This is a genomic window from Opitutus terrae PB90-1 (genome assembly GCF_000019965.1).
Taxonomy (GTDB): domain Bacteria; phylum Verrucomicrobiota; class Verrucomicrobiia; order Opitutales; family Opitutaceae; genus Opitutus; species Opitutus terrae.
Genome location: NC_010571.1, coordinates 3,071,656 through 3,093,118, shown reverse-complemented (window position 1 = coordinate 3,093,118; position 21,463 = coordinate 3,071,656). Strand labels below are relative to the sequence as shown.

24 protein-coding genes are annotated in these 21,463 nt (G+C 66.4%); 14 read left to right on the top strand and 10 right to left on the bottom strand.

Annotation, left to right across the window (positions count from 1 at the left end; translation table 11 throughout):
• The first annotated feature begins 134 nt into the window (after nucleotides 1–134).
• The 3 genes from OTER_RS12185 to OTER_RS12175 all read left to right on the top strand — a co-directional run bounded on the left by OTER_RS12185 (nucleotide 135) and on the right by OTER_RS12175 (nucleotide 2,956).
• A complete protein-coding gene (locus OTER_RS12185; protein ID WP_044892448.1) occupies nucleotides 135–1,448 on the top strand; it encodes a DNA recombination protein RmuC in 1,314 nt (437 codons plus the stop codon).
• A gap of 201 nt (nucleotides 1,449–1,649) precedes the next feature.
• Complete coding sequence (locus OTER_RS12180; protein WP_148218104.1) at nucleotides 1,650–2,045, top strand: TIGR03067 domain-containing protein; 396 nt, start codon at nucleotides 1,650–1,652, stop codon at nucleotides 2,043–2,045.
• 41 nt (nucleotides 2,046–2,086) lie between these two features.
• Nucleotides 2,087–2,956, top strand: a complete 870-nt coding sequence (locus OTER_RS12175) for an MOSC domain-containing protein (RefSeq protein WP_012375221.1) — start codon at nucleotides 2,087–2,089, stop codon at nucleotides 2,954–2,956.
• A gap of 179 nt (nucleotides 2,957–3,135) precedes the next feature.
• Here the strand turns inward: OTER_RS12175 and OTER_RS12170 are convergent, their stop codons facing one another.
• The 3 genes from OTER_RS12170 to OTER_RS12165 form a co-directional block, all read right to left on the bottom strand.
• Nucleotides 3,136–3,465: a hypothetical protein gene (locus tag OTER_RS12170; protein WP_237702358.1), complete on the bottom strand. Its 330-nt coding sequence runs from the start codon at nucleotides 3,463–3,465 to the stop codon at nucleotides 3,136–3,138.
• Nucleotides 3,425–3,622, bottom strand: a complete 198-nt coding sequence (locus OTER_RS25175) for a hypothetical protein (RefSeq protein ID WP_148218103.1) — start codon at nucleotides 3,620–3,622, stop codon at nucleotides 3,425–3,427. Before OTER_RS25175 ends, OTER_RS12170 begins: the two co-directional genes overlap by 41 nt.
• Before the next feature lie 103 nt (nucleotides 3,623–3,725).
• Nucleotides 3,726–4,121 carry a peptide chain release factor family protein gene (locus OTER_RS12165; protein WP_012375218.1) on the bottom strand — a complete coding sequence of 132 codons (396 nt, stop codon included), beginning with the start codon at nucleotides 4,119–4,121 and terminating at the stop codon, nucleotides 3,726–3,728.
• Between the two features lie 268 nt (nucleotides 4,122–4,389).
• Here OTER_RS12165 and OTER_RS12160 point away from each other — a divergent pair, with 268 nt between their 5' ends.
• The 5 genes from OTER_RS12160 (at nucleotide 4,390) to OTER_RS12140 (ending at nucleotide 12,381) form a co-directional block, all read left to right on the top strand.
• Entirely contained in the window at nucleotides 4,390–5,364 is a 975-nt protein-coding gene (locus OTER_RS12160; protein WP_012375217.1) for an AAA family ATPase, read from the top strand.
• An 89-nt stretch (nucleotides 5,365–5,453) separates the two neighbouring features.
• Nucleotides 5,454–6,443: a DUF58 domain-containing protein gene (locus OTER_RS12155; RefSeq protein WP_012375216.1), complete on the top strand. Its 990-nt coding sequence runs from the start codon at nucleotides 5,454–5,456 to the stop codon at nucleotides 6,441–6,443.
• Between the two features lie 166 nt (nucleotides 6,444–6,609).
• On the top strand, nucleotides 6,610–7,743 hold the full coding sequence (locus OTER_RS12150) for a VWA domain-containing protein (protein ID WP_012375215.1): 1,134 nt from the start codon (nucleotides 6,610–6,612) through the stop codon (nucleotides 7,741–7,743).
• A 181-nt stretch (nucleotides 7,744–7,924) separates the two neighbouring features.
• Nucleotides 7,925–9,760 carry a VWA domain-containing protein gene (locus OTER_RS12145; protein ID WP_012375214.1) on the top strand — a complete coding sequence of 612 codons (1,836 nt, stop codon included), beginning with the start codon at nucleotides 7,925–7,927 and terminating at the stop codon, nucleotides 9,758–9,760.
• Nucleotides 9,761–9,765: 5 nt separating this feature from the next.
• On the top strand, nucleotides 9,766–12,381 hold the full coding sequence (locus OTER_RS12140) for a BatD family protein (RefSeq protein WP_012375213.1): 2,616 nt from the start codon (nucleotides 9,766–9,768) through the stop codon (nucleotides 12,379–12,381).
• Nucleotides 12,382–12,393: 12 nt separating this feature from the next.
• On the opposite strand, the gene OTER_RS12135 is transcribed toward OTER_RS12140, so the two are convergent.
• Genes OTER_RS12135 through OTER_RS12125 form a run of 3 tightly spaced genes read right to left on the bottom strand, consistent with a single transcriptional unit; the run spans nucleotide 12,394 to nucleotide 14,567 of the window.
• Nucleotides 12,394–12,939: an NUDIX hydrolase gene (locus OTER_RS12135; protein WP_012375212.1), complete on the bottom strand. Its 546-nt coding sequence runs from the start codon at nucleotides 12,937–12,939 to the stop codon at nucleotides 12,394–12,396.
• A 41-nt stretch (nucleotides 12,940–12,980) separates the two neighbouring features.
• Nucleotides 12,981–14,072 carry an NAD(P)H-dependent flavin oxidoreductase gene (locus OTER_RS12130; RefSeq protein WP_012375211.1) on the bottom strand — a complete coding sequence of 364 codons (1,092 nt, stop codon included), beginning with the start codon at nucleotides 14,070–14,072 and terminating at the stop codon, nucleotides 12,981–12,983.
• 3 nt (nucleotides 14,073–14,075) lie between these two features.
• Nucleotides 14,076–14,567, bottom strand: coding sequence for a DUF5069 domain-containing protein (locus OTER_RS12125; RefSeq protein ID WP_202795976.1), 492 nt, complete (start codon nucleotides 14,565–14,567; stop codon nucleotides 14,076–14,078).
• 81 nt (nucleotides 14,568–14,648) lie between these two features.
• Here OTER_RS12125 and OTER_RS12120 point away from each other — a divergent pair, with 81 nt between their 5' ends.
• Entirely contained in the window at nucleotides 14,649–15,563 is a 915-nt protein-coding gene (locus OTER_RS12120) for a LysR family transcriptional regulator (protein ID WP_012375209.1), read from the top strand.
• 124 nt (nucleotides 15,564–15,687) lie between these two features.
• On the opposite strand, the gene OTER_RS12115 is transcribed toward OTER_RS12120, so the two are convergent.
• Nucleotides 15,688–16,269, bottom strand: a complete 582-nt coding sequence (locus OTER_RS12115; RefSeq protein ID WP_012375208.1) for an LOG family protein — start codon at nucleotides 16,267–16,269, stop codon at nucleotides 15,688–15,690.
• A gap of 87 nt (nucleotides 16,270–16,356) precedes the next feature.
• On the opposite strand from OTER_RS12115, the gene gluQRS reads away from it, so the two are divergent.
• The 3 genes from gluQRS to OTER_RS12100 all read left to right on the top strand — a co-directional run bounded on the left by gluQRS (nucleotide 16,357) and on the right by OTER_RS12100 (nucleotide 18,124).
• Complete coding sequence (gluQRS, locus tag OTER_RS12110; protein ID WP_012375207.1) at nucleotides 16,357–17,241, top strand: tRNA glutamyl-Q(34) synthetase GluQRS; 885 nt, start codon at nucleotides 16,357–16,359, stop codon at nucleotides 17,239–17,241.
• Between the two features lie 71 nt (nucleotides 17,242–17,312).
• Nucleotides 17,313–17,840, top strand: coding sequence for a molybdopterin adenylyltransferase (gene mog, locus OTER_RS12105; protein ID WP_012375206.1), 528 nt, complete (start codon nucleotides 17,313–17,315; stop codon nucleotides 17,838–17,840).
• A 44-nt stretch (nucleotides 17,841–17,884) separates the two neighbouring features.
• Nucleotides 17,885–18,124 carry an FmdB family zinc ribbon protein gene (locus OTER_RS12100; protein ID WP_012375205.1) on the top strand — a complete coding sequence of 80 codons (240 nt, stop codon included), beginning with the start codon at nucleotides 17,885–17,887 and terminating at the stop codon, nucleotides 18,122–18,124.
• A 231-nt stretch (nucleotides 18,125–18,355) separates the two neighbouring features.
• On the opposite strand, the gene OTER_RS12095 is transcribed toward OTER_RS12100, so the two are convergent.
• Nucleotides 18,356–18,721: a MazG-like family protein gene (locus OTER_RS12095; protein WP_012375204.1), complete on the bottom strand. Its 366-nt coding sequence runs from the start codon at nucleotides 18,719–18,721 to the stop codon at nucleotides 18,356–18,358.
• Between the two features lie 356 nt (nucleotides 18,722–19,077).
• Between OTER_RS12095 and OTER_RS12090 the strand changes: the two genes are divergently transcribed.
• Both OTER_RS12090 and OTER_RS12085 read left to right on the top strand, forming a co-directional pair.
• Nucleotides 19,078–19,479, top strand: a complete 402-nt coding sequence (locus OTER_RS12090; RefSeq protein WP_012375203.1) for an Hsp20/alpha crystallin family protein — start codon at nucleotides 19,078–19,080, stop codon at nucleotides 19,477–19,479.
• 143 nt (nucleotides 19,480–19,622) lie between these two features.
• Nucleotides 19,623–19,814, top strand: a complete 192-nt coding sequence (locus OTER_RS12085) for a hypothetical protein (protein WP_012375202.1) — start codon at nucleotides 19,623–19,625, stop codon at nucleotides 19,812–19,814.
• A gap of 143 nt (nucleotides 19,815–19,957) precedes the next feature.
• On the opposite strand, the gene OTER_RS12080 is transcribed toward OTER_RS12085, so the two are convergent.
• Both OTER_RS12080 and OTER_RS12075 read right to left on the bottom strand, forming a co-directional pair.
• Nucleotides 19,958–20,851 (bottom strand): 23S rRNA (adenine(2030)-N(6))-methyltransferase RlmJ, encoded by an 894-nt coding sequence (locus tag OTER_RS12080; protein ID WP_012375201.1) that lies wholly within the window; start codon nucleotides 20,849–20,851, stop codon nucleotides 19,958–19,960.
• 21 nt (nucleotides 20,852–20,872) lie between these two features.
• Entirely contained in the window at nucleotides 20,873–21,364 is a 492-nt protein-coding gene (locus tag OTER_RS12075; RefSeq protein ID WP_158305425.1) for a NanQ anomerase/TabA/YiaL family protein, read from the bottom strand.
• Nucleotides 21,365–21,463: the final 99 nt, after the last annotated feature.

Sequence of the window (21,463 nt, the reverse complement as noted above, 5' to 3'; positions counted from 1 at the left end):
TGCTTCCGCAACCGTGCTCCACCTGCTTCCGGGCGGGCTGAAGCACCGCGCTGCGCCGAATGAAAATCCGCGCGGCAGCCGCGCCGCGCTCGCTCCGGGATTGCCTCGCGCGCCGCGGTGATGACACTGCCCGCGTGATCGCCCTCGTCGCCCTCGCCGCCGCCACCGTGAGCGGCCTGCTGGTCTGGTTGCTTCTCGTTGCGCGGCACGCGCCTGTGCGCGAGCGGCTACGCGCCGCCAGCGAGGAAAACCAACGACTCGCCACCGAACTCGCCGCCGTCCGCGCCGAGCTCGCCCAACTGTCATCGCTCAACACTCAACTCTCAACTCAGCTGGCGGCCGAACGCGCCTCCGCCACGGAAAAACTCGCCACGCTCATCGACGCCCACACGCGGCTCACCAACGAGTTCAAGGCGCTCTCCGCCGACGCGCTCAGCCGCAACAACACCTCGTTCCTCGAACTCGCCCGTGAGACGTTTGCCAAGCTGCAGCAGCAATCGGTCGGTGAACTCGCGCAGCGTCAGCAGGCGATCACCGCGCTCGTGCAGCCGTTGAAGGAATCGCTGCAGCAGGTGGATGCGAAGATCGGTGCGATTGAGAACGCCCGCAAGGAGGCCTACGGCTCGCTCACCGAACAGCTGCGCTCGCTCAACACCGCGCAACTCCAGCTCCAGTCCGAAGCGTCGCGGCTGTCCACCGCGCTCCGCTCCACCACCTACGCCGGCAGCTGGGGCGAGTTGCAGCTGCGCCGCGTGGTCGAGATGGCGGACATGCTCGGCTACTGCGATTTCTGCGAACAGGAGACCTCCGGCAGCTTGCGCGCCGACCTGGTCGTACGGCTGCCCGGCGGCCAGCGGATCGTCGTCGACGCGAAGACGCCGCTGGAGTCGTTTCGGGCGGCGAGCGAGGCCACCGACGAGAACGTCCGCGCCGCGCGTCTCGCCGAGCACGCGCAGAAGGTGCGCAACCACATCGATGCGCTCGGCGCGAAAAACTACTGGGAGCAGTTTCAACCTGCGCCCGAATTCGTGGTGCTCTTCCTGCCCGGCGACCAGTTCCTTGGCGCAGCGCTTCACGCCGACAGTTCGCTGATGGATCGCGCGATCGCCAAGCGCGTGTTGCTCGCCACCCCGTCGACGCTCATCGCGCTGCTCAAGGCCGCCGCTTACGGCTGGCGGCAGGAATCGATTTCCCAAAACGCCGAGGAGATCAGCCTGCTCGGCCGGCAGCTCTACGATCGGATGGTCACGTTCGCCGAGCATTTGGACAAGATCGGCCGCGGACTCGACAACGCGCTCAAGGGCTACAACTCCGCGGTGGGCTCTTTCGAGTCGTCGGTGATGCCCGGTGCGCGCCGGTTCGCGGAACTCGGTGCCCGCGGGGCGAAAGAACTCTCCACGCCGGCGGTGGTCGAAGCCAACGCCCGCGAAATCGTGAAGCGCGGTTGAATTCGGCCGTGGCCCGGGCGGCGCGCCCGTGTTCTGCTGCTCAGGTGGAACGCGTTGCCCTCAACGCGTTGCCAATTGCTCCCACCCTTCGCTACGGTTGGATCCGTCTCGTAGCAGCAGCCGTCAGGCTTTAGCCCTGCGTGACTAAAGGCACTCCGGCTTTCCTTTCGGCTGCTTCGTGTGTTTGGTGGCTTCGTTCCGATGTCCGCTCCCTCCACTCTTCCCGGTCGTTGGCAGATGATCCGCGCCGAATTCGCGGGTGCGGCGGCGCCGGAGTTGGTCGTCGCGTGCACCGTGCTGCATTTCACGGCGGATCGCTACAGCATGGTCTTCAACGGCGTCGAAGCGGATGCCGGCAGCTATGTTGCCGAGGGCGATGCCGCGACTCGCATGCTGACACTGCAGGCGGACAAGGGTCCGCACACCGGCCGCGTGGTTTGCTGCATTTATCAGCTCGTCGGCGACCGCCTGCGGATCTGCTACGGGCTCGACGGCCGGACGCCAACGCAGTTCACGACCCAAGCAGACGAGCCGCACTATCTCGCCACCTATCGCCGCTGCACGGAGGAGCGTGACACAGTCGACTCTTCCGTCTGAGCAGGTCGGCGGTTGAAATCGCTCGCTCACCACCACTCTCCATGCACGTCTCCGCGCTGTTTCTTTATCCGGTGAAATCGCTTCGCGGTTTTGCGGTGAGCGCCGCGCGCGTCGACGCGCTCGGGATGGTCGGCGATCGACGGTTTCTGGTGATCGACGGCGAGGGAACCATGCTGACCCAGCGCGTGGCTCCGCAGATGGCGCGAATCACGACCGAGCTCACCGCGACCGATCTACTGCTCCGCGCGCAAGCCGGTGCGCCCCTCGCCGTGCCGCTCGCCGCCACGGACGCGCCGCTCCGCACCGTTGCTGTCTGGCGCAGCCACGGACTGCTCGCCGAGGACTGCGGGCCTGAAGCTTCCGACTGGCTTTCCAGCCAACTCGGTTTGAAGGCTCATCTCGTCCGAATCGGCAGCGCGTTTCGACGACCGGTGCTCGATCGTCCGGCGTTCGCGCCGGGCGGCGCGAGCGGTTCGCTCATCGAGGGACGGCTCGCGTCCGCCTCCGACGTGTTTCATTTCGCCGACGGATTTCCGTTCATGGCGACGACCCAGTCGTCGCTCGCTCTGCTCAACGACCGCTTGGCCGAAAGCGGCGCCGCGCCCGTGCCGATGGATCGGTTTCGTCCCAGTTTCGTGATCTCCGGCAGTGCGCCCTTCGCCGAGGACGGCTGGAGTCGACTGCGCGTCGGCGAGCTTTCGTTCCGCAACGGCGGACCGTCGGCGCGGTGCATCGTGACGACCACCGATCAGCTCAGCGGCGAGCGGATGGGGGCGGAACCGCTCCGCACGCTCGCGACGTTCCGCCGCGATCCCGACGACAGCACGCGAATCAACTTCGGCCAGAACCTCGTGCACGAAACCAAATCCGGCACCCTGCGCGTCGGGGATCCCGTCGAAGTGCTTTCGTAGCAAACCGCTCCACCTCGCACGCTACGCGCGCTGCGCTCGCTTGGCCGCGATCGCCCGCAGCTCCTCCGCCACGAGCAGGTCTTTCTCGCGTCCCAGCGTTTCCTTGGCCGCAATCAAATCTTCAAGACTGATGATCCAGTAGGGGCGCCCCTCGACCTCAAGTCTTTCAGCCCGGCTTTTCAGCCGTTCGAATCGCCGACCCCCAGCACTGACGACAGAATATCCACGGTCCCGACATCCGTCTGAAGGTATGGATTCTGCACCGGCGTTCCCGCTGGGGACACATCGAGAAAAGACAGTCGTTGCGGCGTGATTCGATGCCGGGGATTCCATTCCGCCAGTGCACGACGGAGGGTCGCCACCGCTTCGGTGGTCAGGGTTGCACACATGTCGATGTCCCGGGTCACCTGCGCGGAGCCGTGCGTCACGGCAGCATAGCCGCCAATGATCACGAACTCGAATCCGGAGTCAGCGAGCTTCGCGAGTAACCGACTGAAGTCCGGCGTCATGTTTTCTTTTTGCTTCCTCCAGCTTGAGGATGAATGCCAACGCCCCATCATGCTGGCGCCACCGCTCTTTCACCGGCAGCGCGAGGTTGCTATCCAGCAGATCCAGATCGATCCCCGCCTGTCGCGCCTCTTCCAGAGCTTTTTCGGGATTCTCCACGCGAACATCTTCCCTCGCGTTCGCCGGGAGGCAAAACACTTTTCGCAAGCTCGGGCCAGCCGAGGTGGAACGCGTTGCCCTCATCGTGTTCTTCTCGCCGCCACTACTCCTCTCCGCGCACGCGTCCGCGCGCGGACTTGTGCTGCGCGCGATGGCGTTTGGCCTGCACCATCCGCGCCTTTTGCCGCCGGCTCTTTTGCCGCGTCCGGCGCCGTTCCGCCTCCCGCGCCTGCAGCGACGCCTCCCGTTCGCGGCGGACCCGAGCCTCCAGTTTTTCGCACAACTCCCACCACGCCACCTCGCGATTCGCCGCCTGCGACCGCTCGGCTTGGCAGCGCACCTCCACGCCCGTCGGCCCGTGCCGCAGCCACACCGTCGAGGAGGTCTTGTTGATCTTCTGGCCGCCGGGGCCGCTGCCGCGCACAAACCGCTCGTCCACCTCCTCGACCCTCACCCCCAGCCGGTTTAGCCTTTCGACAATTTGGATTGGTAAAGCCATCGGACCGCGTTTCGCTTCAATCTCCGGATTGGAGTAACCACGAAACACACGAAATACACGCAAGATCCGCCCAGGGTGGACGGCCGCGCGCAGGGTGCACCCGAAATCCAGCCTTCATTTCGTGTGTCTCGTGTGTTGTCTGATGTCGCTTCGCTCGGTACGTGGTGGCCTGATCGTTTTGTCCAGGGGCAGCCTCCGCGACCACCGTTCGCCTGAAACTTCTTCGTCACCATCAAGTCCCACCGCGTTCCGCTTCACTCCTTTTTCCATGATTACCGGTCCTGTTTGGTCTGAGAAACTTCGCGCAGAAATCGGCAAGGCGGTCATCGGCCAGGACGCTGTCATCGAGCGGCTGCTCGTCGCGCTGCTCGCCAACGGTCACGTCCTCCTCGAAGGCATGCCCGGACTCGCCAAGACGCTGCTCGTCAAATCGCTCGGCATCGCGCTGGGCGTGCAGTTCGAGCGGATCCAATTCACGCCCGACCTGCTGCCGAGCGATGTCGTCGGCACAATGATTTTCCAGCCGAAGACCGGGGAATTTACCGCCCATCGCGGGCCGATCTTCGCCAATCTGCTGCTCGCCGATGAAATCAACCGCGCGCCGGCCAAGGTGCAAAGCGCGCTGCTCGAGGCCATGCAGGAACGCCAGGTCACCATCGGCGGACAAACCCACCCGTTGCCGACGCCCTTCTTCGTCATGGCGACGCAGAACCCGATCGAGCAGGAAGGCACCTATCCGTTGCCGGAAGCGCAGACGGACCGGTTCCTGTTCAAACTGTTGGTCGAATATCCCAGCGCCGAGGAGGAATCCGCCATGATGCAGCGCTGGGGCCAGGTGACGAAACAGCCTGCGCTCGCCGCCACCTCGAGCGGTGACGAGTTGCTCGAGCTGCGCACCGAGGTCGATCGGATCCACATGTCGCCCGCCGTTCAGGGCTACGTGCTTGCGATCGTTCGCGCCACACGCAACCTCGCCGACGCCAACGCCGCGCTACCCGCCGGCGGCAAGCGCTGGCTCACCTTCGGCGCCTCGCCGCGCGCGTCGCTCGCCCTCTACCAATCCGGTCGCGCGCTCGCCTGGCTGCGCGGCCAGGACTACGTTTCGCCGGCACTGATTCAGGAACTCGCCCCCGACGTGATGCGTCACCGCGTGGGACTCACCTACGAAGCGGAAGCCGAGGAGGTCACCTCCGACAAGATCATCGCGCAGGTCCTCGAGCAAACGCCGGTGCCGACCGTTTAACCATCGTTCCTCGTTCTCGTCATCGTTCTCCTTCTCCCGGGTCCGATGCGAGAACGAGAAAGATTAGGAGAACGAGAACGATCTGATCGATGCCTTCGCCGCTACCGACACCCTCCACCACCCAGAACCCCCTCGCGCTGCTGCGTCAGCTCGAGTGGCGGGTTCGGCACGCGGTCGAGAACATGCTCAGCGGCGAGTATCGCTCCACGTTTCGCGGCCGGGGCATGGAGTTCGATCAGGTCGTGCGCTACGAATTCGGCGACGATATCCGCGATATCGACTGGAACGTCACCGCGCGGCTTGGCGAACCTTACCGCAAAAAATTCGTCGAGGAACGCGAGGTCACGCTGCTCGTCGTTTTCGAGGACTCCCCGTCGCTGCTCTTCGGCTCCGGCGCGCAGTCCAAGCGCGAGGCGCTGATGGAACTGGCCGGACTGGTCATGCTGCTTGGCGCGGTCAATCGCGACCGCGTCGGGTTCGTCCACGCCTCGCCGACCGGCAATGTCTTTCGCGAACCGGTCCGCGGTCGCGGCGCGATTCTGCACGCCGCCGCCTCGCTCCTGTCTCAGCCGCCCCCGCCGCTCGGAAAACTCCAAACTCCAGACGTCAAACGCCAAACGGAAAACTCCGATCTCCAATCGCCGCGCTCCGACTCTCAACCCTCAACTCTCGCCTCTCAACTTTCCGCCTCCTCCATCCCGTGGCGGTTTCTCTCGCGCGCCGCCCCCAAGCACAGCGTGCTGCTCTGGCTCGGCGATTTTCCGCCGCGTCCGCAACCCGAGGGTTGGGTCGTGCTGCAGCGGCGTTATCAGACGATGGGCTTTCGCGTCGAGGATCCATGGGAACGTAATCTGCCGGCCCAGGACACGTTCGCCGCTTACGATCCGACCTCCGGCCGACTCGTCACGCTCGAAGGCAACTCCGGCGAACGTGCGGCGCACGCCGCCTGGCGCGCGGAACGTGAGACCGCCTGGCGCGCGCTCTTCCCCGCGCCGCTGAGCCGGCTCGTCGTCGGCACCGACGAAAACCGCCTCGACGCGCTCGTCCGCTTCTTCCACGCGCGGATGAACGCACGCTGACGCGCTCAAACCATTAACCACCGATGAACACAGATGGACACAGACAGGGAAGAGTCGCTGAAGGGGAGCCCCGGGAGCTGTGTTCATTTGTGTCCATCTGTGGTTCAGCTCGGATCGCGAAAGTTGATCCCTTTGCTGCCAGTCCGGCCGTTTAAGCACGCCAGATATGTCCGCACTCTTTCCGGATTTCATCTCTGCGTCATTCGCGAACGCCGCTCCGGCGCTCGCGGTGCTGGAGTTGCCCGGCGGTGATCTGCGGCTGGCCAATCCTGAATGGCTCCTGGCGCTAACGATCCTCCCCCTTCTGCTCTGGTTGCGCGGTCGGCGCCGCGTGCCGGTCCTGCTCGTACCTTTCGCCGCCGCGTGGCACCGGCCGTCGCGCGCGTCGGTGTCGCGTTGGCCGATCGGCCTGGCTGTGCTCGGGGTCATCCTGATCATCGCCGCACTCGCGCGTCCGCAGAAGGTCGAGGACAAGCGCGACGTCCATTCGCAGGGCTACGATCTCATGCTCTGCATCGATCTTTCCGGTTCGATGCTCTCCGAGGATTACGAACGCGGCGGCGATCGCATCAACCGGCTGCAGGCGATCAAGCCGGTCATCCAGGCGTTCATTGAGCGCCGTCCGTCCGACCGGATCGGAATCGTGCTGTTCTCCGGCCGCGCCTATACGATGGCGCCGCTGACGTTCGACCACCGCTGGCTCGGCAGCCAGCTCGAGCGCATCAAGGTGGGGCTGATCGAAGACGGCACCGCCATCGGCGACGGACTCGGCGTCGGGCTGACGCGGCTCGAGCAGGCCCAGCGTGAAAGCGGCGGCAAGCGCCAGGGCGCCTTCGTCGTCCTGCTCACCGACGGCGCCAACAATCGCGGCTCGCTCACGCCGCAGCAGGCGGCCGAGCTCGCGAAGGCCCGCGGCATCCCCGTCTATACGATCGGCGCCGGACAGGACGGCATCGTGCCATTCCCCGTCTTCGACGACAAGGGCCGCAAGCTCGGCTATCGCCGGATCATGTCCGACCTCGACGAAGGCGCGCTGCGCGACATCGCCGAAATGACCGGCGGCCATTTCTTCCGCGCTGCCGACGTCGGCACGGTCGAGTCCGCCTTCCGCGCCATCGATCGCGCGCAAAAAATCGAGTTCCAGGCGAAGAGCTACCTGCTCACCACCGAACTTTTCCACTGGCTCGCCGCACCCGGGCTCGCCGCGCTGCTGCTCGCCGCGCTCCTGGTGCGCGCCCGTGGTAACGGCGCCACGCCGACCACGCGTTCGAAATTGACCGCCGCACCCGCCACCCGATGAGCCCGACTCTTGATCCGATTCTTCGAGGTGGAGTGCCTTGCCCCCAAGGCGCTATCCGGCCGCGCGCGTCTGACACGTGGCACGGGCCTCCCGCCCGTGGACGGCGCTCCGCGCCGTCATCACCGAGACGGCTCCGGACCACGGGCAAGATGCCCGTGCCACCACCATACTTCGCTCAATCGTGACTTTCGCCTGGCCACAACTTCTCTGGCTCCTGCTCGTGCCGCTCGCGCTCCTCGTGTGGGGACTCGTTCGCCGCCGGGCCGGCGACGCTGACGCGCACGACAAGATCCTGCGCGCTGAGGCGGGCCCGCATTCGTTGCGACTGGCGACGCATCGCACCTCCGCGCCGAGCCGGGCGCGGCCCTGGCTCTCCCTCGCGCTCGCGTTTGGCGTGATCGCGGTCGCGCGTCCGCAGTGGGGCCGGCTCGAAGAACCGGTGTTCGACCAGGCGCGAGAGATCCTGATCGCGATCGACCTTTCCCGCTCAATGCTCGCGCCTGACGTCAAGCCGTCCCGGCTCGATCGCGCCAAGCTGCTCACGCAATCGCTGCTGGAAAAACTCAGCGGCGAACGCGTCGGTCTGATCGTTTTCTCCGGCACGGCGTTTCTCCAGAGTCCGTTGAGTTCGGACTACGAGATCCTGCGCGAATTCCTGCCGGCGCTTGATCCGACGTTCCTGCCCGAAGGCGGCACTAACTACGACGCGTTGATCAACACCGCGCTCACCGCTTTCGGTGCGACCGGCGCAGCCGACCGGTTCCTGATCATCCTGAGCGACGGCGAGGCCACCGAGGATGACTGGCGCAGCCATGTGGCGGAGTTGAAGAATCGCGGCATTCGGGTGATCGCACTGGGCGTCGGCACGACCGCAGGCGCAATGATCCCTGATGGCGCCGGCGGGCTGGTGAAAGACGAACGCGGCGCCGTCGTGCTCTCCAAACTCGAGAGCAACACGCTGCGCGAACTCGCCTCCGCGACCAGCGGCGTGTATGAGGACGCCAGCACGTGGGTGGATCTCGCCGCGGTGCTCGCCGCCACCGTCGAAGCCGGGCAGAAGGGTCAGTTTTTGGAGAAGAACACGATCCGACTGGTGGAGCGGTTCCAGTGGCCGCTTGCGCTCGCACTCTGGTTTCTGCTCGTGAGCCTTTACTACGAATTTCCCGTCCGGCCGAAATCCCGCGCCATCACGCTGCGCGCCGACGTCCCTGCTACGCCGCCGCGTCGGTCCGCCGAAAAAATCGCCACGCTTCTAGTCCTGCTCTTGGCGCCGTTCTCGCTGCTCTCACCGGACGTCCGAGCCGCCGAGCCCGCCGCCGCGCCGGAACCGCCGTTGCTCTCCAAGATTGTCACCCGGCTGGCAAACTCGAGCCAGCGCACCGCACGCGACTGGGCCGAGTTCGGCCGCGAAACGGTCACCTGGGGCAAGCGCCTGCAGTCCGCACAGCAGCCCGTGCCAGAGGGACCGGTGCGCGATGCGCTCGCTGCCGTGGAGCTTGGCTCCGCTCTAGACGCCGGCACGACCGACTGGCCGAAGCTCCGCGCGGAGCTCGAGGCCTTGCTGCAGAAACCTGAGGACCAGCAGCAGCAACAACAGCAGCAGCAGCAAAATCAGGATCAACAGAAGCAGGACGAGCAGAACCAGGATCAACAGCAACAGCAGCAACAGCAGCAGAAGGACGGATCGTCGCAGCCGCAGGAGAAACCGGAGCAGCAGGACCAGCAGCAATCTTCGCCGGAGCAGGAAAAGTCACCGCCCAAGCAGCCGCAGGATGACCAAAAGCAATCGGCGTTCGGCAAAATGGAGGAGCAGCAGCCTCCGCCCGAACAAACCCAGAAGGTCGGCGGCGTCCCGGAGCGCAAGCCCGGCGAGCAGAAGCCGCCGACGGATCCCGCGCTCGCCTTGCCGCTGCAAAAGCTCGACCAACTCCGCGACAAGGATTCACCGGCTGAGCTTTTCCAATTGATGGAAGACCAGAAGCAGACCACGCCCCGCAAGAAAACGAAGGATTGGTAACACTCATGTCCGTCATCCTGCCGCAAGTTCGCTCGCACTTCGTCCGCTCGCTCCGTCGCCGGGAGACGGCATCGCGCGCTGCCGGCCCGCGACGCTGGCTCGCGTGTCTGCTCGTGGCCATCGCGTGCCTCACCACCGCCCGCGCCCAGTCGGTCCGCTGGGAAGCCGCCGATTCGGACGACCCCTCCGCGCTCCAGCTGATTTTTGAAAACTGCGCGCCCGAGGGCGATCCGCAGCTGCCCACGATCGAGGGTGTGACGTTCTCGCTCCTCGGCCGTTCGGAACAGACCAGCATCGTCAATCTTTCGATGACGCGCACCACGGTGATCTCTTATCGCGCGCGCGCGCAGCGCTCGGGCCCGTTGCGAATCCCCGCGTTTTCGGTGCAGACCAACAAGGGCACGATTCGCGTGCCGGCCTTCAACAGTGCGGCAGTGGCGGAATCGAACATCACCTCGCGGATCGAGCTCAGTGCGCCCAGCGTTTGGGCCGGCGAGGTGTTCTCGCTGACCTACGTCCTCGACGTGTCACGCCGCGCGTTCAACCAACTCGGGAGCAATATTGAATGGGACGCCGCGCCGCTCGTCGTGGAAGATTGGTCGAAGTTCGAGCCCAGCGAAGCCCAGGTCGGCGGCGAGACCCGGCTGCGCATCAGCAGCCGCACGCGCGGCTACGCCAAGGCCCCCGGTGCCGTCACGCTGCACGCCGCGAACCAACTGGTGAACCTCCAGAGCGGCAGCATCGGCTTCGGGCTGTTTCAAACGCCGCGCATCGAACAACTCGCCGTCACGTCCAACCAGCCGCCGTTGCTGGTGCGCGCCCTCCCCTCTCCGCCGCCGGGCTTCAGCGGCGCCGTCGGCCAGTTCAAGCTTTCCTCCAAGGTCATTCCGACCAACGCGACCGTCGGCGAACCGATTACGTGGACGATCGAGCTGACCGGCACCGGCAACTGGCCCGAGATTGCCGGGCTGCCGCAACGCAGCGTCTCGAAAGATTTCAATGTGGTCCAGCCGCAGGCGCGGCGCACGCCCGCCGAGGGCAAGCTATTCGACAGCACGCTCACCGAGGACGTCGTCCTCGTGCCCACCCGCGCCGGCTCCTACACGCTCGAGCCGGTGAGCTTCGTCTACTTCGACCCGGCGCTTGGCAGATATCAGACGGTGTCCACACCTCGGCAGACGGTCGCGATCGCGGCTCCGCCGCCACCGCCGGCGCCGACCGCGACTCCCGAGAGCGCCGCGCCGGCGAAAACCGAGCCCGCACCCAAGGCGGAAGCTGCGACGCCGCGGATTCCGCCGCCGCCGACCACGCCGCTGGGAATTCCTCGCGATCCGTTGCCCGGCGAGACGACCGCGATGGTGCCGCTGTCCGCGCCCGTGCTGATCAGTCTGGTGATTCTGCCGTTCGCGCTGCTGCTGTTCTTCTGGGCATGGCTGGCGGTGCGCCGGGCGCAGATGACCGATCGCGAACGCCATCGTCGCGCCGCCAAGGAGCGGCTGACGGCCACGCTCGGCGCGCTCCGCACCGCACGCGGGCCGGCCGGCACCGCGGTGCGTGCCCAACTCCTGCTGCAGTGGCAGCACGACACGGCGATCCTCTGGCAGATCCGCCACGCCGCGCCGAGCGCGGCGGTGTTTGCCGGCCAATCCGGTTCCCGCACATCCGGCAACGATGGCGTCGGCGCGACGTGGTGCGCCTTGTGGGAGGCCGCCGATCGCGCGCTTTACAGCCCGAACGCTGAGTTGCCCGTCGAGTGGGTCGACCGCGCCGAAGCCGCGCTCGCCGAAAAACGCGTACCCGGATTCCGCGTCTACACGGCGCTGCTCCCGCGCAACCTGCTGCCGTTCGTCGCCGTGCTGGCGTTGTGCTGCGTGCTCGCTCCTCGCGTCGTCGCCGAGACCGCCACAGCCCCGACGATGAATGCGGCTGAAGCGGCGCAGGCTTACCGGCGCGGTGAGTTCGACGCCGCCGCCAAAGCGTGGGCCGAACTGCTCGCGCGTAATCCCACCGACGCGATCGCGCGGCATAATCTTTCGCTCGCGCTGGCGCAGCAGGATCGCTGGGGCGAGGCCGCGGCGCACGCCGCGGGAGCATTCGTGCAGCGCCCGCGCAGCGAGCCCGTGCAGTGGCAGCTCGCGCTGACTGCGGGCAAGGCCGGCTACATTCCGGCACCGCTCGCCGGTTTTCTCCCGGCGGGCCCCGTGCAGGCGTTGGCACGGCTCGCCTCGCCCGGCGCCTGGCAGATGATCCTCGCCGCCGCCGCCGCGTTGTTCGCCGCCGCCATCGCCGTCCTGCTGATCGGGGCCTATCATCGCTCGTCGCGCCGGCGGATTTGGGCCAGCGTCATGGTAATGGGGCTCGCGCTGGTTCTCGCGCTCGCCGCGCTCGCCAGCCTGCGGGCGTTTGGCCCAACGGCCGATCGCCGCGCCGTGATCGCATGGCGCACCGGCACGCTCCGGTCGATTCCGACCGAGGCGGATACCACGCAGAAGACCACGCCGCTGCCCGCCGGCAGCGTCGGGCTCGCGGGACAAACCTTCCTCGGCTGGGTTCAGCTCACGTTCGACAACGGCCAAACCGGCTGGGTCCGGCAGGACGATTTGATCGCGTTGTGGAAGTGACAAGACGCTCCGCTACGCGCGCAGCGTCTTTCTCACCATCCGCGCCATCGACTCTTCGGGATTCAGCCGCGTCACGTCTACGACGTTCACCCAGGCGAGATCCTTCGACTCGTTGCTCACGACCAGCGGCTCGGAGGGGTCCGCTTCGATCATGAACCGCAGATCGTAGTGATAGTGCTCCGGGTCCTTGCCGCGCGCCGGGATCAAGTGCCGGTCCACGTCGAACACCTCCGCAGAAACCGGTCGCAGTCGCGTGAGCCCGCTCTCCTCGGCGGCTTCGCGCAGCGCCACCGCCAGCAGGTCCGGGTCACCATCAGCGTGTCCGCCGAGCTGCAGCCATTTGTCCAGTTTATGATGGTGGGTCAGCAGCGTGCGCTGGCGGGCGGCATCCACCACCCATGCCGAGCCCGTCAGGTGGCCCGGCACACACGAGCGGAGAAGGCAGTCGTCGTGCGCTTCCACGAACCGGATCATGTCGGCTAGCATGCCGGCTTCGTGGGTCTCCAGCGGTGCCGCCGCATGGAAGCGCAGCTTCTTCAGAACGTCGCTACGGTGCATCCTTCTTTCTCGCGTCGACGGGGGCCGCGGGTCCAACCAAATCAGCTGGGCGCGGCGCTTCGCCGCCATGCCCGTTCCGTGGTCTCGATCAGCGCGGCGAAGCATTGCGCCGCCGTGCGGCGCCGGACCAGTCCCGCCGCCTGGCCGCTCCAGAGCGCCTGCCGCTCAGGCCGGGCCGCTTTGGCCGCGGCTTTCCTCAGGGGCGAGGTAAACCACGCACGGATCGGATACGGCGGCACCTCGGCGTCGCGCTCCAGTTCCATCATCATCGGCGTGCGAATGCCGCGCGCCAGCCGCCCCGTGTAGGCGCGCGTAAGGCTTGTCCAGCGCGCCGATGGTTTCACCAATTCGGCTTTGTGCCCCTCGCTCGCGTTCGACTCGTCACAGGCCAGGAACGCCGTGCCGACCTGCGCGCCGTCGGCCCCGAGCATCAGCGCCGCTGCCACCCCTCGACCATCGGCAATGCCGCCCGCCGCGATCACCGGCACGCTCACCGCATCGACGATCTGCGGGATCAGCGAGAACGTGCCGACGAGCGACTCACCCGCGGCCCGCAGGAAAGACGGACGGTGCCCTCCGGCATCGGAGCCCGAGGCCACGACTAGTTCGATCCCCGCGCGTTCGAGTGCGACCGCCTCGTCGACGGTGGTCGCCGCCGCCATGGTGACGATGCCGCGGCGCTTCATCTCCTCCACCGCCGCCTGCGGCGGCGGCCCGAACACGAAGCTCGCCACCGGCGGCCGTGCTTCGATCACCGCTTCGAGTTGCCGGCTGAAATCGGCGGCCGCATAGGTCGCCGGCGCCGTCGGTGCCGGCAGACCGAACTCCGCCCGCGCGGATGCGAACCGCGCTGATTCCGCGGCAAATTCGCTCTCGGTCAACGTCAGGGCAGCTTCACCCGGCAGCGGAACCCACAGGTTGAGGTTGAACGGCCGCCCGGTCCGGGTGCGAAGCTCTGCCACCGTGGCGCGAATTTCCTCGGGACCGAGGATGTGCGCGCCATAGGAGCCCAGCCCACCGGCGTTCGAGACGGCTGCGGCGAGTCGCGTGCTCGACAGGCCGCTGCCAAAGGGACCCTGGACAATCGGATAATCGATGCCCAGGCGTTGGGTGAAACGCGTGCGCCGCCACATGGCTCACGATTTGCCGCCGAAGCTCACGTGATCGTCGACGTCGAGGAGATCGAACCACGAGGCGATGTCGTCGCGGCGCGGAGCAATCTGGGCTCGCAAGCCGTCGAAATAGGCCCGCGAGTCGCCATCCGCCGGCGCCCGGCGTTCCTGCTCTCGCACCCAAGCATCGATTTCCGCCGCGGACCGCGGCCGCGTGGCATGGACGCGAACCCACTCCAGGATTTCACCGTCCGATTTGCCGGCCGCGAGCTGCGCGCGCAGGTCCTCGGCGGAGATCCCGACGAACTGGAGAAACTGCTGGTCGAGGGCGCAGGCGAAATGATATTCGCCGCTCCGGCCGGCCAGTGTCGCACGGCCCTTGTCGAGGCTGCGAGGCAGGATGGCATAGCCGCCAAGGCGGACGCGGGGGCTGCGCGGCGGATGCCGTGTGAGATCGGGGGCGCTCGCATTGAGCACCGTTGCAGGGGAGGATTCGGACAGAGTTGTCGTATTCACCCGACACTCTATCTGCCGGCGAATCTGCGACCAATGCCAAGGCTCGCTTGCAGCGATGCACCTTTTGCATACCTACCGCCGATGCAACTCGCTACCCTTCGCGCCTTCCTGGTGGTGCTCGCGGAACACTCGGTCACGGCGGCGTCGACGCGGCTGCACCTGAGCCAATCGACGCTCACGCGGCAGATCGCAGCCCTGGAACACGAGATCGGCACTCCCCTGCTCGAGCGCCACGCCCGGGGTGTCGCGCCCACGCCGGCGGGACAGGCCCTGGCAGATGCGATCACGGGCCCGCTCGGCAGCATCGAGAGCGCGATCCTGCTCGCGCGCCAGTTTGGCCGCGGCGATCGCACCGAGCTTCGCATCGGCTACCTGCAGTCGCTGGCTCGCTCGTATCTGAACCCGGCGCTCGCCGCGCTGCGCCAGGTCCATCCGGGCGTGAAGGTCCGGCTGATCAATCTCTGCGCCGCGGGCCAGATGCGCGCGCTCCGCGCGAACGAGATCGATGTCGCCCTGATCGGACATGAGGGGCGCCTGCTCTCGCGGGAATTTTATGCCCGCCGCGTCCAGTGCGTGCCCGTCATCGCCGCCCTGCCGGTCGGACATCCGCTTGCGGCCCGCGCCACGTTGCGCCTCGCGGACCTGCGGCGGGAGCTTTTCATCGGCAAGGACGACGGCGAATCGCCGGGTCACAACGAATGGATCGCGCAGATGTGTCGACGCGCCGGTTTCCGCCCGCGTTTCGTGCAGCACGCCGGCAGCATTTCCGAAGTGCTGTCGCTCGCGGTCAGCGAAAATGCCGTCGCGTTGCTGCCGGAATTTGCCGCCGAACCCGCCGCCCCCTCGATCGCCACGGTGCCGGTGGTCGACGCCGGCGCTCACTGGGACTTGCTGGTGCTTTGGCAGCGCGGTCGGGCCGCCGCGCCCGTCAAGGCGTTTGTCAACGCACTCAACGCCATGCCGCAGCGCCCGATCCTCACCGCGCGCGTGGCCTAGCATGGGCCCGGAAAGAACCTCGCCAAATTCCCTTTGTCACCCGCAGCGCAGGATCCCAGGGCGCGCCTACCCGCGGAAGTCGCAAATCGCGATGGGGCTGTTCAGCTCGTCTGCGGACATCCCGTTAGCGCGTCTCGAACCACTTCGACTCGGCGGTGGCGAGCGGGACGTCTTCGATCTGCAGAAAGATGTCGGCGATGGTGGCCGCGACCCGGAACAGCTCCAGGTTCGACGGCTTCATGAAGCGGTCGGCCAGCATCCGTTGAAAGAGTCGAAGCAGATCGTCGTAGAACCCATCTTGGTTGAAGAACACGCACGGCTTCTTCACGAGCGTGAGCTGCCGGAGCGTGAGGATCTCCATCATCTCCTCCAGCGTGCCAAACCCACCCGGCAGTGCGACGAACGCGTCGGCCCGCGTCTCCATGAGCAGCTTTCGCTCGCGCATCGTGACCACCGTCACCAGTTCGTCGGCTTCGTCATAGGCGAGCTCGCGCGCTTTCATGAACTCGGGAATCACCCCGACGACGTGCCCGCCGCCGGTCTTCACGCTGCGCGCCACCGCGCCCATCAGGCCCGTTTTCCCGCCGCCATAGACGAGGCCCCAGCCGCGCGCCGCCATCTCGCGCCCGAGCTGTTCGGCCGCCGCATAGTATTTCGGGTCCAGCCGGTCGCTGGAGGAACAGTAGACACAGAGAAGCTTGGGCATGTCAGAAAGTTGAGAGGAAGCGAAGGTTGAGAGTTGAGGGTTGAGAGTTGAGGGTTCAACCCAAAGCTGCAGCTGCTTCAGCGGAGCGTGGCTTCACTCAACTCTCAACTCTCAGCTCTCAACTCGGGGCCTTCGGCGCCGTATCGCGGCCGGCTCGCGCCCTCGCCCACCGGCCTGCTCCACCTCGGTCACGCGCGCACGTTCTGGTTCGCCGCCGAACGAGCGCGGGCCGCCGGTGGCACGCTCGTGCTCCGCAATGACGATCTCGACTCCACCCGCTATCGCATGGATTTCGTCGCCGCGATGATCGAAGACCTGCATTGGCTGGGATTCGACTGGAGCGAAGGGCCCGATGTGGACGGACCGCATGCGCCTTACAACCAGAGCGAACGTCGCGCGCATTATCGCGCCGCGCTCGAGCAACTCCACGCCGCCGGGCTGATCTTCCCCTGCACGCACTCGCGTCGCGACGTCATCGAAGCGGTAGGCGCGCCGCACGCCGACGACGAGCCGGTTTACCCCAAAACCTTCCGCCCGCCTGCCGACACGCCGCTGCCGCCACTCGGCGATCCGATCACGGTCAATTGGCGTTTTCGCGTGCCCGACGAAGAACTCGTGTTTCACGACGGCCGGTTCGGCGAGCAGCGAGCGATCGCAGGCCGTGACTTTGGAGATTTCCTCGTCTGGCGGAAGGACGACGTCCCCAGCTATCAGCTTTCCTGTGCGGTCGACGACGCGACGATGCAGATTACCGAGGTCGTCCGCGGCGCCGACCTGATCAAGAGCACATTTCGCCAGCTGCTGCTGCTGCGCGCGCTCGGACACGCCGCGCCGCGCTACTTTCATTGCCCGCTGATGACCGATGATCGCGGTGAGCGGCTCGCGAAACGCCACGACGCGCTCAGCCTGCGCGCACTCCGCGAACGTGGCGCTTCGCCGCGGGAAATCTGCGAGCAGTTCTCCCGCGAATGACGCGAGTCCACGCGAATGTGATCTCGTCTATTCGCGCCCGATTCGCGTAATTCGCGGGCAGTCCCGTTCCCATGATTCGCATCGGCGTCCTCAACATCTCCGACCGCGCCAGCGCTGGCGTCTATGCCGACGAGCCCGGACAAGCTTGTGTGGCACTGCTACGCCAGTGGTTGGCCACGCCTTTCGAACTCGACTACAGAATCATTCCCGACGAGCGGCCAGTGATCGAGTCCGAGCTGCGCCGCATGGCAGACGTCGCCGGCTGTTGCCTGGTCGTGACGACCGGTGGCACCGGGCCGGCGCCGCGCGATGTGACTCCCGAAGCCACTCGTGCGGTGTTGGAGAAAGAGCTGCCCGGGTTCGGCGAACTGATGCGCGCCACCTCGCTGCGCTACGTGCCGACGGCGATTCTTTCGCGGCAGACGGCCGGGATTCGCGGCCGCACGCTAATCGTGAATCTGCCCGGCCGGCCCAAGGCGATTCGCGAAAACCTGGAGGCGGTGTTTCCCGCGATCCCGTATTGCATCGAACTCGCCGGGGGCGCCCGGCTGGAGGCGCGGCCGGACACGGTCAGCGTCTTTCGGCCGAAAGCGTCGTAGCCCCCATTTGCCAAACCGGCGCCAGCCGCCTTCACTGCTCCGCGATGACCACCTACGTCTACGAAACCATTCCCGCGATTCCCGGCGTCGAGCCGCGGCGGTTCGAGGTGCGCCAATCCATGAAAGATGCCCCACTCAAGGCGGACCCCGCCACCGGCGAGCCGGTGCGTCGCGTCATCAGCGGCGGGTTTGGGTTCGTCGCGCAGAAGTCCGGCCCGGGAACCAGCTCCGGCGCCTCCGGCGGTTGCGGCTGCGGTCGCTGTGGCTGCGGCTGCAGCAATTGACCGGGGGGTAGCGGCAGGCCGCCGCGCCTGCGGGCCAGGTACAACACCGCGAAGCATCGGCAGGCACACAGCGCAGTGCCATAAGCAGTGATGAGGTAGGCCTCGATAGCGCGACCGCCCGGCGCGCCGCGAATCACAAGCGGCGGGCCCAGCGGTCCCGCCCTGCCCAAGCCGGGGGCTACTTCTACCAGTATGACTCTTTAGTGCCTGCCGCTGCGACTCGGTGCCCTGCTACAGCTCCGTATACTTCACCGCACGGCCGCGGGCTTTCTCCACCGGATACTTTTGGGCGTTCGCCGCCATCTTGGCCTCGATTGATCGCGCCGCGTCGAGTCCGGTCGCGTTCGCGAATTCCAGCGCGTAGATGATCACGTCGGCAAGTTCCTCGGCGATCTTGGCACGTTTGGCCGGATCCGCCGATACATTGCGCGACTCCTCGGAACTCACCCAGAGGAAGTGCTCCATCAACTCCGCGGCCTCGGCCGCCAGCGCCATGCTCAGGTTCTTCGGCGCGTGGAACTGCTCCCATTCCCGCTCGCGCGCGAACGCCATCACCTTCTCCTTCACCTCGGCAAATGTGGTCTGGGCATCTTCCATGGCGGCAGCGTGTCGACCGGCACAGCGTCACGCAATCTTCACGACCACAATAAAATTCTGCTTGGCACGCCGGCTGCAGTATGCAGCGTGCATCACGTTTCCATGATCGGACAACAAAAACATCTTCGCGGCTCTGCCGGCACTTCGTTCACGAAGGCCGTCACGTCTCTTTGCCGCGTTCAGATGCGTCCGGTCACGCATCGCTGGTCTAAACAGCATGCCGGCTCGGGCTCTCAGGCCTAAACCTTCCGTTTAACGGACCCAGTTTAGAACTCTCCCTGAAGCCCGGCGGCCCCGAGCCTCCGCGGCGCTTTGCGCGTTCTCCCGCTCCCTCCTCTTCCCTTCCACTTTTTCCCATGCACACGATCATCCATCCCAGTAGTCCTCCCACTCGCAGCCGGCGCGCGGAACGAACGACGTCCTCGTCGCCGTTCCGTCAGCCGAGCTACGAGTGCCGCGAACTCGCGGATGCCGTGAAACTCGCGGTCTACGTCCCCGGCGTCGATGCTTCGGGCGTCGAGATCGAGGCCCGCGGCCCCGACCTGCTCGTCACCGCGCGCAAACCGCATTTCGTCCGCGTGAACTGGACGGCGCTCCACCTCGAGTCTGCGCAGCGCGACTATCAGCTGCGGTTGCGGCTCGGGCATGACTTCGATTACCCGGCGCTCCAGGCCGAGATCGATGACGGCGTGCTCACCGTCACCTTGCCCAAGCTGCCCGCGGCATCCGGCGGCCGGTTAAGTCGACCGCTCGCGTAACTTCCCGGGCGCGGCCGGGTTTTCCCCTCCGCGCCCTCGGTCCCGCAAAAAAAACGTGAGAAAAACTTCTACGTCATTTCGTCAAAGAAAATCTCTCAGGGATATGGCACTTTGTTCCGAACAGTAGGTCGCATCACCCCGTCATGCCTTTCACCGTTCCCATGGACCATCAGCCGCCGGCGAATACGCCCGCGATCGTGCGCCACCTGGCGCGCGAGGATGTGACTTGGAACCGACCGGTCTTCAAGGCCCCGCCGCTGAACGTCATTCCGCCGTTCGCCGATATTTCCAAGCTCGTCCTGGATATTCGAAAGCCCGATGCGCTGGGCACCTGACCGGGAGCGTCCCTCTTCCATCTTCTTCAACGGCGGTCGTCACTGACCGCCGTTTTTTTTGGCCAACGCACAGCGACCGGCGCGCCGCTCGGAGACGGGCGCTACGGTAGTGCCGGTCTAGAACCGGCGCTCGACGACAGCTTCTACTTTTCCGGCACCAGCCATTGCTGCCGGCCCGCCGCGCCCGGCGCCTGCGCCAGTTCGCGCGCCAACGCCTCGAGGATCGGCGCCGCCGTCCGCTCGAAGTGCCACGGCGGATTCACCACGACCAGCCCGCAGCCGCGCATTTTCAACGCCGAGTTTTCCCCGGCGACCGCGAGTTCGAGTACCAGCGTCGGCGGCAGTCGTCGCTCCGCCAGTCCGGCAAAGAACGCGTCCACCCGCGCCCGTTCCGTCAATGGATACCAGACGGCAAACACCCCCGCTGGCAGCCGCGCGAGCCCTTCCGCCAGCGCCGTCTCGATCCGCGCGAACTCGTCCTGCGCCTCGAACGGTGCATCGATCAGCACGAGTGCGCGCCGCTCCGGCGGCGGCAACATCGCCCGCACCGCCACGTATCCGTCGATCGCGTGAACGCTCGTGCGCGGCGCGCGGGCAAACTCCGCGGCCAGCAACGCGTGCTCTTCCGGCACTTGTTCGCACAGCGCCAGCCGATCCTGTCGCCGGACCAGTACCTGGGCGATTGCCGGCGACCCCGGATAGAAGCGCGGAGAACCGTTCGTGTTCCCACGTTCGGCATCGAACCGACGCACCAGGTCCGCATACGCACGTAAGGGATCCCCTGTCGCGTTCGCATCCGCGGCGGCGGTGCTCCGCGCCGCGAGGATTCGGCCGATGCCGTCGGGCCATTCCGGCTGCCGCTCGAGCGTGTCTCCGCGCGCCGCCAATCCGAGATCGTAACTTCCGCGGCCCGCGTGTGTGTCGAGGTAGAAGATCCCCTTCTCCTTTTTCTGCAGCGCGCCGATCAGCTCGATCAGCAGCGCGTGCTTCATCACGTCGGCGAAATTGCCCGCGTGAAATAGATGACGATAATTCATCGCAGAACGCGCGCCCTGCAGCTACGCGGACTGCGGTAGCACGGGCACCTTCAATACCGTCTTGTGGACCGCCACCGACGCGGCGCCGTTGTAGAGTCCGGGCATGTGCACGTCGGCGGGGAAAAAAACCGCAGCGGTTCCCCGGCCGAACTTCAAAATCGAGGCGCCCGCCGTATCCCGGTAAACGATCAGGTCCCGCTGCGGATCGAGCGACTTCTCGATGGTCATCTGCGCCGCATCCGCCACTTCCATCGCTTCCTCGCCGTCGACGATCACTTGGACGTCGATGAATTTCGCGTGCGACTCGAAGAATCCCTCATGCCGCGGCTTGGCGCGATACGCCTGCTCGAGCGCAAACGCGCCGCCCGCCAGTTCGATCCGCCGCGTTTCACCCACCGGCACCTCGCGGATCCGCTGCGCGATCGCCGAGTCCCCTCGACGAACTTCTTCCAGATAGGTTCGGACCGACGCGAACGTCGGATCACCGCCCAACTGCGCGAGGACCGTGGCCAAGGTGCCAAAGATTGCCATGCGGCCATCCTCCGGCGCGCGCGCGCGCTGGCAACGCGGAAACCGCCCGGCCCTCGGCGCCCCACTGATGCGGTTGCTGGT

Bases quoted from the DNA above. Each gene is read 5' to 3' on its own strand.
- OTER_RS12180 (WP_148218104.1), top strand. From the start codon at position 1,650: ATGTCCGCTCCCTCCACTCTTCCCGGTCGTTGGCAGATGATCCGCGCC.
- OTER_RS12175 (WP_012375221.1), top strand. From the start codon at position 2,087: ATGCACGTCTCCGCGCTGTTTCTTTATCCGGTGAAATCGCTTCGCGGT.
- OTER_RS12170 (WP_237702358.1), bottom strand. From the start codon at position 3,465: ATGACGCCGGACTTCAGTCGGTTACTCGCGAAGCTCGCTGACTCCGGA.
- OTER_RS12165 (WP_012375218.1), bottom strand. From the start codon at position 4,121: ATGGCTTTACCAATCCAAATTGTCGAAAGGCTAAACCGGCTGGGGGTG.
- OTER_RS12160 (WP_012375217.1), top strand. From the start codon at position 4,390: ATGATTACCGGTCCTGTTTGGTCTGAGAAACTTCGCGCAGAAATCGGC.
- OTER_RS12155 (WP_012375216.1), top strand. From the start codon at position 5,454: ATGCCTTCGCCGCTACCGACACCCTCCACCACCCAGAACCCCCTCGCG.
- OTER_RS12150 (WP_012375215.1), top strand. From the start codon at position 6,610: ATGTCCGCACTCTTTCCGGATTTCATCTCTGCGTCATTCGCGAACGCC.
- OTER_RS12140 (WP_012375213.1), top strand. From the start codon at position 9,766: ATGTCCGTCATCCTGCCGCAAGTTCGCTCGCACTTCGTCCGCTCGCTC.
- OTER_RS12135 (WP_012375212.1), bottom strand. From the start codon at position 12,939: ATGCACCGTAGCGACGTTCTGAAGAAGCTGCGCTTCCATGCGGCGGCA.
- OTER_RS12130 (WP_012375211.1), bottom strand. From the start codon at position 14,072: ATGTGGCGGCGCACGCGTTTCACCCAACGCCTGGGCATCGATTATCCG.
- OTER_RS12120 (WP_012375209.1), top strand. From the start codon at position 14,649: ATGCAACTCGCTACCCTTCGCGCCTTCCTGGTGGTGCTCGCGGAACAC.
- OTER_RS12115 (WP_012375208.1), bottom strand. From the start codon at position 16,269: ATGCCCAAGCTTCTCTGTGTCTACTGTTCCTCCAGCGACCGGCTGGAC.
- mog (WP_012375206.1), top strand. From the start codon at position 17,313: ATGATTCGCATCGGCGTCCTCAACATCTCCGACCGCGCCAGCGCTGGC.
- OTER_RS12100 (WP_012375205.1), top strand. From the start codon at position 17,885: ATGACCACCTACGTCTACGAAACCATTCCCGCGATTCCCGGCGTCGAG.
- OTER_RS12095 (WP_012375204.1), bottom strand. From the start codon at position 18,721: ATGGAAGATGCCCAGACCACATTTGCCGAGGTGAAGGAGAAGGTGATG.
- OTER_RS12090 (WP_012375203.1), top strand. From the start codon at position 19,078: ATGCACACGATCATCCATCCCAGTAGTCCTCCCACTCGCAGCCGGCGC.
- OTER_RS12085 (WP_012375202.1), top strand. From the start codon at position 19,623: ATGCCTTTCACCGTTCCCATGGACCATCAGCCGCCGGCGAATACGCCC.
- OTER_RS12080 (WP_012375201.1), bottom strand. From the start codon at position 20,851: ATGAATTATCGTCATCTATTTCACGCGGGCAATTTCGCCGACGTGATG.